Source organism: Streptomyces sp. NPDC054794 (genome assembly GCF_053611585.1).
In genome coordinates this window covers 247,708-260,571 of sequence record NZ_JBSHAQ010000005.1, presented here as the reverse complement: position 1 = coordinate 260,571, position 12,864 = coordinate 247,708, and the positions used below count along the sequence as shown (strand labels likewise).

Below are 12,864 nucleotides of genomic sequence, written 5' to 3'. Positions count from 1 at the left end.
GCCCCCATGAGCACCACGACACCCGAGATCACCGACGAGAATCCGGTGACCCCCGAGGCTCCCGCCACGCCGAACCGCGGCCCGGCGCGCCGGCGCGGCGCGCGCGGCCGCCTCGGCTCCCTCGCCTCCCACGGCATCCTGACCGTCGCGAGCCTGATCGCGCTCTTCCCGATCGCCTGGCTGCTCTTCCTCTCGCTCGGCCCGGACAAGGACGACTACCTCCATCCCGGAGGCATCTGGTCGAAGATGACCTTCGACAACTACTCGTTCGTCCTGCAGCACACGAACTTCTTCGACTGGCTGAAGAGTTCGCTGATCGTCTCGCTGGGCACCACGGTCGTCGGCGTGCTGGTGGCCGCGACCACCGGCTACGCCGTCTCCCGCATGCGCTTCCCCGGCTACAAGAAGCTGATGTGGGTGCTGCTGGTCACCCAGATGTTCCCGATCGCCGTGCTCATCGTGCCGATGTACCAGATCCTCTCGGACCTGCAGCTCATCGACACCTACCTGGGCCTGATCGTCGTCTACTGCTCGACCGCGGTGCCCTACAGCGCCTGGCTGCTCAAGGGCTACTTCGACACCATCCCGTTCGAGATCGACGAGGCGGGACGCGTCGACGGCCTGACCCCCTTCGGCACCTTCACCCGGCTGATCCTGCCGCTCGCCAAGCCCGGCCTCGCGGTCGCGGCCTTCTACAACTTCATCACCGCCTTCGGCGAGGTCGCCTTCGCCTCGACGTTCATGCTGGACGACAGCAAGTACACCTTCGCCGTCGGTCTGCAGAGCTTCGTCAGCGAGCACGACGCCCAGCGCAACCTGATGGCGGCCACCGCGGTACTGGTCGCGATACCCGTGTCCGCGTTCTTCTACCTCGTACAGAAGAACCTGGTCGCCGGCCTCACCGCCGGCGGCACGAAGGGCTGACCCCTTCGGGGAAAAGGCTCCCGCGCGCCTGTCCGCGCGGGTGGCGGCCGCGGTGCACCTCCGACCCCGCTGGCACCGCGGCCGCCTCACCAGCTTGTCGCCCCACCCACGCTTCCACGACCCGACAGCCCTCCGCCCTCGGCCTCACCCGGGCGGGGGACCCCCCTCGCATCAAGGACGCCATGAGCCAGCACTCCGCCGACCCGGCACCGAACTCCGCCGTCGCCACCGTCGCCAAGCGCCGCGACTGGTGGCGGGACGCGGTGATCTACCAGGTCTATCCGCGCAGCTTCGCCGACAGCAACGGCGACGGCATGGGCGACCTGGAGGGCGTACGTTCCAGACTTCCGTATCTGCGCGACCTCGGCGTGGACGCCGTGTGGCTCAGCCCCTTCTACGCCTCGCCGCAGGCCGACGCCGGCTACGACGTCGCCGACTACCGCGCCGTGGACCCCATGTTCGGCAACCTGCTCGACGCCGACGCGCTGATCCGCGACGCGCACGGGCTGGGCCTGCGCATCATCGTCGACCTGGTCCCGAACCACTCCTCCGACCAGCACGAATGGTTCAAGCGCGCGCTCGCCGAGGGCCCCGGCTCCCCGCTGCGGGACCGCTACTACTTCCGCCCCGGCAAGGGCGAGAACGGCGAACTCCCGCCCAACGACTGGGAGTCGATCTTCGGTGGCCCGGCGTGGACCCGGGTCACCGAGCCGGACGGCACCCCCGGCGAGTGGTACCTCCACCTCTTCGCCCCGGAGCAGCCCGACTTCAACTGGGAGCACCCGGCCGTCGGCGACGAGTTCCGCTCCATCCTCCGGTTCTGGCTGGACATGGGCGTCGACGGCTTCCGCATCGACGTGGCCCACGGCATGGTGAAGGCCAAGGGCCTGCCGGACCTCGGTTCCCACGACCAGTTGAAGCTGCTCGGTAACGATGTCATGCCGTTCTTCGACCAGGACGGAGTGCACGACATCTACCGCCAGTGGCGCACGATCCTCGACGAGTACTCCCCCGAGCTCTCCGAGCAGGGGGGACCCCCAGAGCGTATTTTCGTGGCGGAGGCCTGGACGCCGACCGTCGAGCGCACCGCCAACTACGTCCGCCCGGACGAGCTCCACCAGGCCTTCAACTTCCAGTACCTCGGTACGGAGTGGGACGCGCCGGAGCTGCGCCAGGTCATCGACCGCACCCTGGAGGCCATGCGCCCGGTCGGCGCCCCCGCCACCTGGGTGCTGTCCAACCACGACGTCACCCGCCACGCCACCCGCTTCGCCAACCCGCCCGGCCTCGGCACCCAGATCCGCACCGCGGGCGACCGCGAGCTGGGCCTGCGCCGCGCCCGCGCCGCCAGCCTCCTCATGCTGGCGCTGCCCGGCTCGGCGTACGTCTACCAGGGTGAGGAACTCGGCCTGCCGGACGTCGTCGACCTGCCCGACGAGGTGCGCCAGGACCCGGCGTTCTTCCGGGGCGAAGGCCAGGACGGCTTCCGCGACGGCTGCCGGGTGCCGATCCCGTGGACGCGGGAGGGCTCCTCGTACGGCTTCGGCAGCGGCGGCAGCTGGCTTCCGCAGCCCGCGAGCTGGGGCGAGCTGAGCGTCGAGGCGCAGCGGGGCGTGGCCGGTTCCACGCTGGAGCTGTACCGCTCGGCGCTGGCCGTCCGCCGCTCGCAGCCCGACCTCGGCGCCGGTGACTCGATCGAGTGGCTGCGCGCCCCCGAGGGCGTCGTCGCCTTCCGGCGCGGGGAGTTCGTGTGCGTCGCCAACACCACGGGGGAGTCGGTGACGATGCCCGCGTACGGACGTGTGCTGCTCAGCAGCGACGAGGTGACGGAGGCGGACGGCGAGGCGAAGGTGCCCGCGGACACCACGGTGTGGTGGACGGCGGCCTGACGGACCGTCAGTAGGTAACTTCTTGCATCAACTTTCAACGGCCCGCTGCCCTTTTGGGCGGCGGGCCTTTAACATCTCGCCAACCGAAAGGTTTCAGCAAGGTTTCAGCAAGAGCCTTCAACGGTGAAGGAACCCCCACATGACACGCAGAACCCTCTCCGGGGTGCTGGCTCTCACGGCCACCGCCCTTGTCATGACCCCGACGGTCGCGCAGGCCTCCCCGCCGGGCACCAAGGACGTCACCGCGGTCCTCTTCGAGTGGAAGTACGCCTCGGTCGCCCGCGAGTGCACCAACACCCTCGGCCCTGCCGGCTACGGATACGTGCAGGTCTCCCCACCCGCCGAGCACATACAGGGCTCGCAGTGGTGGACGTCGTACCAGCCGGTGAGCTACAAGATCGCCGGCCGGCTCGGTGACCGCGCGGCCTTCCAGAGCATGGTGAACACCTGCCACGCGGCGGGCGTCAAGGTCGTCGTCGACACCGTCGTCAACCACATGGCGGCGGCGAGCGGCACGGGCACCGGCGGCTCGTCGTACACGAAGTACGACTACCCCGGTCTGTACTCCTCCTACGACTTCGACGACTGCACGGCCCAGGTCACCAACTACGCCGACCGCTGGAACGTCCAGCACTGCGAACTGGTCGGCCTCGCCGACCTGGACACCGGCGAGGAGTACGTCCGCAAGACCATCGCGGGCTACATGAACGACCTGCTCACCCTCGGCGTGGACGGCTTCCGCATCGACGCGGCCAAGCACATCCCCGCCGACGACCTCGCCAACATCAAGTCGCGCCTGACGAGCCCCTCCGTCTACTGGAAGCAGGAGGTCATCTACGGTGCCAACGAGGCCGTCCAGCCCACCGAGTACACGGGCAACGGGGACGTCCAGGAGTTCCGCTACGCCTACGACCTCAAGCGGGTCTTCAACACCGAGCGGCTCGCCTACCTGAAGAACTACGGCGAGGGCTGGGGCTACATGAGCAGCTCGGTGGCCGGCGTCTTCGTCGACAACCACGACACCGAGCGCAACGGCTCCACCCTCAACTACAAGGACGGCGCGAACTACACCCTGGCCAACGTCTTCATGCTGGCCTACCCCTACGGCGCCCCGGACATCAACTCCGGCTACGAGTGGTCCGACGTGGACGCCGGCCCGCCAGGTGGCGGCACGGTCAACGCCTGCTGGCAGGACGGCTGGAAGTGCCAGCACGCCTGGCCGGAGATCATCCGCATGGTCGCCTTCCGCAACGCGACCCGGGGCCAGGTGCTGACGAACTGGTGGGACAACGGCTACCAGGCCATCGCCTTCGGCCGCGGGAACAAGGGCTATGTGGCGATCAACCACGAGGCGAGCGCCCTGACCCGGACGTACCAGACGTCGCTGCCTGCCGGGACGTACTGCAACGTCCAGAACAACACGACGGTGACGGTGAACTCCAGCGGGCAGTTCACGGCCACCCTGGGCAGTAACACGGCACTCGCGATCTATGCGGGCAAGTCGAGCTGCTGAACCGGTCGGAGGCCCGCACCGCTGTGCCATGGCGGTGCGGCTCACGGTGGTTGAAAGTTCTTACCGATGCTTTCAAGCCTCTTGCTGTAAACCTTTCGTCAGCGATACGGTCGCGCGGGCGCCCGGCATCGAAGCCGAGCCGTGGCGTGGGGTCGGACCCAACAGAGCCGCAATCGCAAGGAGTTCCCGCCTGTGATACCGAGATGGCCGGCGCCCCCGACGCGCCGCACCGCCCACGTCAGACGGGTCGCGGCCGTCACTGTGGCCGCTCTCGCCGCCGCCCTCGTGCAGCCCGTCGCCGCCCACGCGGCCGCGCCGCCCGCGCCCCCCTCGGACGCGAAGCTGGCCGCACAGCCCGCCCGGCACGACGACACCCGCGAGCAGTTCTATTTCGTCATGCCGGACCGTTTCGCCAACGGGGACAAGTCCAACGACAAGGGCGGTCTGACCGGTTCTCGTCTGAGCACCGGTTACGACCCGACCGACAAGGGCTTCTACCAGGGTGGCGACCTCAAGGGCCTGACCAAGCGGCTCGACTACATCAAGGGTCTCGGCACCACCTCCATCTGGATGGCGCCGATCTTCAAGAACCGGCCGGTGCAGGGGACGGGCACCAACGCCTCCGCCGGGTACCACGGTTACTGGATCACCGACTTCACTCGGGTCGACCCGCACTTCGGCACCAACAAGGACCTCGAAACCCTCATCTCCAAGGCGCACGCCAAGGGCATGAAGGTCTTCTTCGACGTCATCACCAACCACACCGCCGATGTCGTCGACTACAAGGAGAAGTCCTACGACTACCTCTCCAAGGGCGCCTTCCCCTACCTGACCAAGGACGGGCGGCCCTTCGACGACGCCGACTATGCCGACGGCCGCCGGAAGTTCCCGGCCGTGGACGCCGGCTCCTTCCCGCGCACGCCGAAGGTCGCGAGCGACAGCAAGGTCCCGTCCTGGCTCAACGACCCGACGATGTACCACAACCGGGGCGATTCGACGTACGCGGGCGAGTCCACGACGTACGGCGACTTCTCCGGGCTCGACGACCTGTGGACCGAGCGTCCCGAGGTCGTCAGCGGCATGGAGAAGATCTACCAGCGCTGGGTGAAGGACTTCGGCGTCGACGGCTTCCGGATCGACACCGTGAAGCACGTGAACATGGAGTTCTGGACGCAGTGGGCGACGGCGCTGGACAAGTACGCCGCCGCGCACGGCCGCAAGAACTTCTTCATGTTCGGTGAGGTCTACTCGGCCGACGCCTCGATCACCTCCCCGTACGTCACCCAGGGCCGGCTCGACGCCACCCTCGACTTCCCCTTCCAGGAGGCGGCCCGCCAGTACGCCTCACAGGGCGGCAGCGCGCAGAAGCTGGCCGGGGTCTTCGGCGACGACTACAAGTACACGACCGACAAGGCCAACGCCTACGAGCAGGTCACCTTCCTCGGCAACCACGACATGGGCCGCATCGGGTACTTCCTGAACCAGGACAACCCGAAGGCCACCGACGCCGAACTGCTGGGGAAGGACCGGCTCGCCAACGAGCTGATGTTCCTCAGCCGCGGCAACCCGGTCGTCTACTACGGCGACGAGCAGGGCTTCACCGGCTCCGGCGGCGACAAGGACGCCCGCCAGACGATGTTCGCCTCCAAGGTCGCCGACTACCTCGACGACGACGAGATCGGCACCGACCGCACCCACGCGAGCGACGCCTACGACAAGAGCGCACCGCTCTACAAGGAGATCGCCGCTCTCGCGAAGCTCCGCAGGAACAACCCGGCGCTCACCGACGGCGTCCAGATCCAGCGGTACACGGCCGACGGCTCGGGCATCTACGCCTTCACCCGCACGGACGCGAAGACCGGCGCCGAGTACGTCGTCGCCTTCAACAACGCCGGCGAGGACAGGACCGCGACCTTCGCGACCGGCTCCGCGGACATGACGTACCGCGGGATCTACGGCACGGACGCCACCGCCAAGACCGACGCCGACAAGAAGCTCACCGTCACCGTCCCGGCCGGCTCCGCCGTCGTCCTCAAGGCGGCCGGCACCCTCGCCGAGCCCGCCACCAAGCCGACGATCACCCTCAAGGCCCCGGACACCGGTGCCACCGGAACCGTCGAGCTCTCCGCGGGCGTCGACGGCGGTCAGCTCAACCGGGTCGTGTTCGCCGCCCAGGTGGGCAACGGCAACTGGCGTGTGCTCGGCTCCGCCGACCACGCCCCGTACAAGGTCACGCAGGCCATCGGCAAGAACGTGCCGTCCGGCACGGCCCTGCGTTACAAGGCGGTCGTGATCGACTCCGCGGGCCGGACCGCGAGCGCCACCGCCACGAGCACCACCGGCACCCCGCCCGCGCCGGAGGTCCCCACGGCCTCCTCCCGCGACTACGCGATCGTCCACTACAAGCGCACCGACGGCGACTACGCCGACTGGGGCCTGTACGCCTGGGGCGACCTCGCCGACGGCGAGGCCACGAACTGGCCGGCCAGCCACCCCTTCGTCGGCCGCGACGCGTACGGCGCCTTCGCCTACGTGAAGCTGAAGTCCGGCGCCTCGAACGTCGGCTTCCTGGTCATCGACAAGGACGGCAACAAGGACGTCTCCACCGACCGCACGATCGACGTCACCAAGACGGGCGAGGTCTGGGTCGAGCAGGGCAAGCCGGACGTCCTGACCCAGAAGCCCGACCACCCGGCGCAGGACGAGACCAAGGCGGTCGTCCACTACCACCGCGCCGACGGGAACTACGACGGCTGGGGCCTGCACGTCTGGACGGGCGCCGCGAACCCCACCGACTGGTCGAACCCCCTCAAGCCGGTGAAGACTGATGCCTATGGCGCGGTCTTCGAGGTGCCGCTCAGCGACGGTGCCACCAGCCTCAGCTACATCATCCACAAGGGCGACGACAAGGATCTGCCCGCCGACCAGTCCCTGGACCTCAAGGCCAATGGCTACGAGGTGTGGCTGTTGAACGGCCAGGAGAAGTACCTGCTGCCGCAGCCCGCGGGCAGCGCGGCCGCCCTCGACCTGACCACCTCCAAGGCGGTCTGGATCGACCGGAACACGGTCGCCTTCAACGGCGCCGACGGTGCCGTCTCCACCCAGCTGCTCTCCTCCCACGACGGCTCGATCGCCGTCAAGGACGGGACGCTGACCAGCGACGACGAGCGGTGGCTGCGGCTGTCCAGGACCACCCTCACCGACGCCCAGAAGGCCAAGTTCCCGCACCTGAAGGACTACACGGCCTGGTCCGTCGACCCACGTGACCGCGACCGGGTGCGCCAGGCGCTCGGCGGCCAGATCGTGGCCTCCCAGCGCGCGGCGAACGGCGCGGTGCTGGCCGCGACCGGTGTGCAGATCGCGGGTGTGCTCGACGACGTGTACGACGCGACCAAGGCGAAACTGGGCCCCGTCTTCCGTGACGGCAAGCCGACCCTGTCCGTCTGGGCGCCGACCGCGCAGAGCGTCGCCCTGGAGCTGGACGGCTCCAAGGTGGCCATGCACCGCGACGCGACCACCGGCGTCTGGTCCGTCACGGGCCCGGCGTCCTGGAAGAACAAGCCCTACCGGTACCTCGTGAAGGTCTGGGCCCCGAGCGTCCGCAAGGTCGTCACCAACAAGGTCACCGACCCCTACTCGGTCGCCCTCACCGCGAACTCCGAGCGCAGCCTCGTCGTCGACCTGAACGACAAGGCCCTCGCCCCGGGCGGCTGGTCGACCCTGCGCAAGCCCAGGGCCGTACCGCTGAAGGACGCGCAGATCCAGGAACTGCACATCCGGGACTTCTCCGTCGCCGACAAGACGGTCCCGGCGAAGGACCAGGGCACCTACCTGGCCTTCACCGACAAGGGCAGCGACGGTTCCAAGCACCTGCGTGAGCTGGCGAAGTCGGGCACGTCCTACGTGCACCTGCTGCCCGCCTTCGACATCGCCACCATCCCCGAGAAGAAGGCCGACCAGGCGAGTCCCGGCTGCGACCTGGCCTCCTTCGCGGCCGACTCCGACAAGCAGCAGGAGTGCGTCGCGAAGGCCGCCGCGAAGGACGCCTACAACTGGGGCTACGACCCCTACCACTACACGGTCCCCGAGGGCTCGTACGCCACCGACCCGAACGGCACCGCCCGCACGGTCCAGTTCCGCAAGATGGTCAAGTCGCTCAACGACGACGGACTGAGGGTCGTCATGGACGTCGTCTACAACCACACGGCGGCCAGCGGCCAGGCGGACACCAGCGTCCTGGACAAGATCGTGCCGGGCTACTACCAGCGGCTCCTCGCGGACGGCTCGGTCGCGAACAGCACCTGCTGCTCCAACACCGCGACCGAGAACGCCATGATGGGCAAGCTGGTGGTCGACTCGATCGTCACCTGGGCCAAGCAGTACAAGGTCGACGGCTTCCGCTTCGACCTGATGGGCCACCACCCGAAGGCCAACATCCTCGCCGTGCGCAAGGCGCTCGACGCGCTGACCGTGGCGAAGGACGGCGTCGACGGCAAGAAGATCATCCTCTACGGCGAGGGCTGGAACTTCGGCGAGGTCGCGAACGACGCCCGGTTCGTGCAGGCCACGCAGCAGAACATGGCCGGCACCGGCATCGCCACCTTCTCCGACCGGGCCCGTGACGCGGTGCGCGGCGGCGGCCCCTTCGACTCGGACCCCGGCATCCAGGGCTTCGCGTCGGGGCTCTACACCGACCCCAACGCGTCCACGGCCAACGGCACGAAGGAGGAGCAGAAGGCCCGCCTGCTGCACTACCAGGACCTGATCAAGGTGGGCCTGTCCGGCAACCTGAAGGCCTTCACCTTCACCGACACCGCAGGCAAGCAGGTCAAGGGCTCCGAGGTCGACTACAACGGCGCTCCCGCGGGCTACGCGGACGCGCCCGGCGACGCCCTCGCCTATGTCGACGCGCACGACAACGAGTCGCTGTTCGACGCCCTCACCTACAAGCTGCCCAAGGACACCTCGGCGTCCGACCGGGCCCGGATGCAGGTCCTGGCGATGGCCACGGCAGCCCTCTCGCAGGGTCCGTCCCTGTCCCAGGCGGGCAGCGACCTGCTGCGCTCCAAGTCGCTGGACCGCAACTCCTTCGACAGCGGCGACTGGTTCAACGCCATCCACTGGAACTGCGCGGACGGCAACGGCTTCGGCCGCGGGCTGCCCATGGCGGCCGACAACGAGTCCAAGTGGGAGTACGCCAAGCCCCTGCTCAGCTCGGTGAGCGTCGGCTGCCCGCAGATCACCGGTACCTCGGCCGCGTACCAGGACCTGCTCAGGATCCGTACGACGGAGAAGGCGTTCTCCCTCGGCACGGCCGCGCAGGTGCAGTCGCGGCTCTCCTTCCCGCTGTCGGGCAAGGACGAGACGCCGGGCGTGATCACCATGCAACTCGGTGACCTCGTGGTGGTGTTCAACGCGACGCCGCAGCGGCAGGAGCAGCGGATCACCGGCCTCGCCGGGGCGCACTACCGGCTGCACCCGGTGCAGGCGGCGGGCGCGGACTCTACCGTGAAGTCCTCCTCGTACGAGGCGGAATCGGGAACGTTCGCCGTTCCGGGCCGCAGTGTCGCGGTGTTCACCCGGGCGTCCTGACGGAGCACTAACTTGGGTGGGGCAGGGCCCGTTCTCGGGACTGCCCCACCCTTGGTGCGTCTAGGGCCTGTGGAGATGGACGGTAAAGGCGAGCACACGGACACCACGATCATGGTCGTCGACGACGCGGCGACCGGCCGGTACGCCCTGAGCGCGGTGCTGCACCGCGCCGGGCACCGGGTGGTGCCGGTCGCCAGCGCCGGTGAGGCCCTGGTGGAGCTCGACGCGCGGCTGCGCGAGGGCGTACTGCCCGATGTGGCCCTGGTCGACGTCGGGCTGCCGGACATGAGCGGCTTCGAGCTGTGCCGCCGGGTGAAGGCCCGGCCGACCACGTCCGCGCTGCCCGTGGTGCACTTCTCCGCGGCGGCGATGGGCCCCGACGACCGGTGCCGGGGGCTGGACGCGGGCGGTGAGGCGTATCTGGCGATGCCCGCCGAGCCGGAGGAGATCCAGGCCGTGGTCCGGGCCGCAGTGTGCCGGTCCCGTCGGCGCACCGGGGCCGAGACGCTGGTCAGGCGGCTGACCCTGCTGTCCGAGGCCACCGTCGCCGTCCAGGCGGCGCGCGGCCCCTGGGAACTGGCCGAGGCGGCCGCCGAGGGCGCCGCCCGGCTCACCGCGGGACCCGCCGCGGTCTTCGTGGTCGGCCCCGACGACGAGCTGTACCGGGGCACCTCCCGACAGCGCGGCGGCCTCGCCCCGCCCGACGCCGCCGCGCACGCGGCCGTGGCCCGGCTGATCGCCGGGCTGACGAAGGGCCCGGACCAGGTGCACACGGCCGTCGTGCCCGCCCCGCTGTGGCCGGCCGGCTTCTTCCGCGCGGGAGCCGACGACGCCCACCTCGTCCTGGCCCGCACCCGACCCGGGGGAACCCCGGTCTGCGTCGCCACCCCGGCACACCGCGCCCCCGACATCGACACCCTGTTCGCCCGGCCCGCGTCCGCCGCCCCGGACCCGGCGGGCGACACACCGCTCACCGGACTCGCGCCCCACGGTGCCCCCGCGGGCGAGGGACTGCTCACCGGGCTCACCTCCGCCGGCACCGGCCAGGCCTTCGGCACGCTCGTCACCCGCCTCGCCCAGGTCACCGCGCTGGCCGCCGAGCCGCTGCTGATGTACCAGGCGGAGCGGCGCGTCGCCCGGACCCTCCAGCACAGCTTCCTGCCCCGCCCCGGCGACCTGAGCCTGCCCGGGATGGAGATCGTCGTCCGGTACGTGCCCGCCTGTCCGCGCGCCGAGATCGGCGGGGACTTCTACGCCGCCCTGGCCACGGGCGCCGGCGTGCTCACCGCGGTCGGCGACGTCGCCGGGCATTCGCTGGACGCGGCCACCGTGATGGTGGAGATCCGGCACGCGCTGCGCGCCTACTGCGTCGAGGACAGCGACCCGGGCGGGCTCGCCGCCCGCCTCGACCGGATGCTCCAGCGGCACCACCCCGACGTGACGGCCACCGTCTGCCTGGTCCTGATCTCCCCGGACAGCGGTCGCGCCCTGATCGCCAACGCCGGGCACATCCCGCCGCTCGTCGTGCCCGAGGAGGGCGGCGCCGCGTACGCGCGGGCCGACGGTCCGCTGCTCGGCCTCGGCCTGGAGCGGCCGCCGCCCACCGAGCTGTACCTGCGGCCCGCCGACCGGCTGCTCATGATCACCGACGGTCTGATCGAGACCCGCGGCACGGACCTGACGGCCTCCATGGACAGCCTGCTCGGGGCCGCCGCGGCCGCCCCGCCGGGGGTGGGCGCCCTGTGCGACACCCTGCTCGGCCACTTCGGCCACGACCGCGAGGACGACATCGCCATGATGGCGCTGCGGCTGGCGGACCAAGGGCCTGTTCTAGGGTGAGCCCTGTCGCCATAGAACTGGAGTGCCCATGCCGCAGATCACCGTCGACTACTCCGCCACGATGGCCCCCGCCTTCGACCGGGCGGCGTTCGCGCACGCCCTGCACACCGCGACGGTCGAGATCGCGGCCGCGAAGCCGGAGGCCTGCAAGACCCAGTTCCGCCCGAGCGCGTTCACGGCGTTCGGCTACGAGGACCCCGAGGACCAGCACCACGCGATCGTGCACGTCACCATCGGACTGCTCGCGGGGCGCACCGACGAGACGAAGGCGAAGCTGACCGAGACCGTCCTGGAACTGCTGCGGACGCACGTCGAGGACGACGGGTTCGTCCTGCACGCCTCCGCCGAGGTGCGCGACCTGGACCCGTCCTACCGCAAGTTCGAGCGCTGACAGGACTCAGGGTCCGAGGGCGATCAGCCGGCCGACCAGCTCGACGAAGGTGCCGTCGGCCGGCTCGTCCTTGAGCATGTGGCGCAGTACCGAGGCCATCTCCTCGTCCTGGGTGGCGCTGACCGCCGCCAGCGCGCCGAAGTCGTGCACGAGCTGGACCTCCAGCTCGGCGCGCGGGATGCGCCGCCCGTCCAGCCAGATCAGGGCCGTCGACTCGGTGAGCGAGATCCAGGAACGGACGACCAGTTCCAGCCGGGCCGGCGGATCGGTGATCCGCAGATGCACCAGGATCTGTTCATAGGCGGCCTGGCGTACGGAGTCGACGAGCGCGTTGGTGGCCGAGGAACCCACCGCCGGGCCCCCGCGCATCAGCGCCGAGAAGCCGGGGCCGTGCTCGTCCACGAAGTCGAAGAACCGGCGCATCACCCGCAGCAGCCGACCGCCCAGCGGCCCCTCCTGCGGCTCCGCGAACCGGCCCGCCAGATCCTCCGCCGCCCGCTTCAACGCGGCCTCGTACAGGCTGAGTTTGCCGGGGAAGTAGTGGTACACCAGCGGGCGCGAGATGCCCGCGGCCGACGCTATCTCGTCGATCGAGACCTCGTCGGGCGAGCGTCGGCTGAACAGTTCGAGGGCAACGCCGATCAACTGCTGGCGGCGTTCCTCGACGCCCATTCGGCGGCGTACCCCGGTACTCATGCGAACACCTTACCGATCGG

7 protein-coding genes are annotated in these 12,864 nt (G+C 69.9%); 6 read left to right on the top strand and 1 reads right to left on the bottom strand.

Annotated features, from left to right (window positions below):
• Positions 1-6 precede the first annotated feature (6 nt).
• The 6 genes from ACWGKT_RS07580 to ACWGKT_RS07555 all read left to right on the top strand — a co-directional run bounded on the left by ACWGKT_RS07580 (position 7) and on the right by ACWGKT_RS07555 (position 12,148).
• Positions 7-924 (top strand): sugar ABC transporter permease, encoded by a 918-nt coding sequence (locus tag ACWGKT_RS07580; RefSeq protein ID WP_453272867.1) that lies wholly within the window; start codon positions 7-9, stop codon positions 922-924.
• Between the two features lie 182 nt (positions 925-1,106).
• Entirely contained in the window at positions 1,107-2,813 is a 1,707-nt protein-coding gene (locus ACWGKT_RS07575; protein ID WP_453272866.1) for a glycoside hydrolase family 13 protein, read from the top strand.
• Between the two features lie 139 nt (positions 2,814-2,952).
• The gene (locus ACWGKT_RS07570; protein ID WP_453272865.1) at positions 2,953-4,326 is read left to right on the top strand and encodes an alpha-amylase; all 1,374 of its coding nucleotides are present in this window, start codon (positions 2,953-2,955) and stop codon (positions 4,324-4,326) included.
• A gap of 192 nt (positions 4,327-4,518) precedes the next feature.
• Positions 4,519-9,918, top strand: coding sequence for a pullulanase-type alpha-1,6-glucosidase (gene pulA, locus ACWGKT_RS07565; protein ID WP_453272864.1), 5,400 nt, complete (start codon positions 4,519-4,521; stop codon positions 9,916-9,918).
• A 75-nt stretch (positions 9,919-9,993) separates the two neighbouring features.
• A complete protein-coding gene (locus ACWGKT_RS07560; RefSeq protein ID WP_453272863.1) occupies positions 9,994-11,757 on the top strand; it encodes a SpoIIE family protein phosphatase in 1,764 nt (587 codons plus the stop codon).
• A gap of 28 nt (positions 11,758-11,785) precedes the next feature.
• On the top strand, positions 11,786-12,148 hold the full coding sequence (locus tag ACWGKT_RS07555; protein ID WP_356141769.1) for a 5-carboxymethyl-2-hydroxymuconate Delta-isomerase: 363 nt from the start codon (positions 11,786-11,788) through the stop codon (positions 12,146-12,148).
• Positions 12,149-12,154: 6 nt separating this feature from the next.
• Here the strand turns inward: ACWGKT_RS07555 and ACWGKT_RS07550 are convergent, their stop codons facing one another.
• Positions 12,155-12,844, bottom strand: a complete 690-nt coding sequence (locus ACWGKT_RS07550) for a TetR/AcrR family transcriptional regulator (protein WP_356141771.1) — start codon at positions 12,842-12,844, stop codon at positions 12,155-12,157.
• Between the last annotated feature and the right edge of the window lie 20 nt (positions 12,845-12,864).

Bases quoted from the DNA above. Each gene is read 5' to 3' on its own strand.
- ACWGKT_RS07575 (WP_453272866.1), top strand. From the start codon at position 1,107: ATGAGCCAGCACTCCGCCGACCCGGCACCGAACTCCGCCGTCGCCACC.
- ACWGKT_RS07560 (WP_453272863.1), top strand. From the start codon at position 9,994: ATGGACGGTAAAGGCGAGCACACGGACACCACGATCATGGTCGTCGAC.
- ACWGKT_RS07550 (WP_356141771.1), bottom strand. From the start codon at position 12,844: ATGAGTACCGGGGTACGCCGCCGAATGGGCGTCGAGGAACGCCGCCAG.
- ACWGKT_RS07555 (WP_356141769.1), top strand. From the start codon at position 11,786: ATGCCGCAGATCACCGTCGACTACTCCGCCACGATGGCCCCCGCCTTC.
- ACWGKT_RS07580 (WP_453272867.1), top strand. From the start codon at position 7: ATGAGCACCACGACACCCGAGATCACCGACGAGAATCCGGTGACCCCC.
- ACWGKT_RS07570 (WP_453272865.1), top strand. From the start codon at position 2,953: ATGACACGCAGAACCCTCTCCGGGGTGCTGGCTCTCACGGCCACCGCC.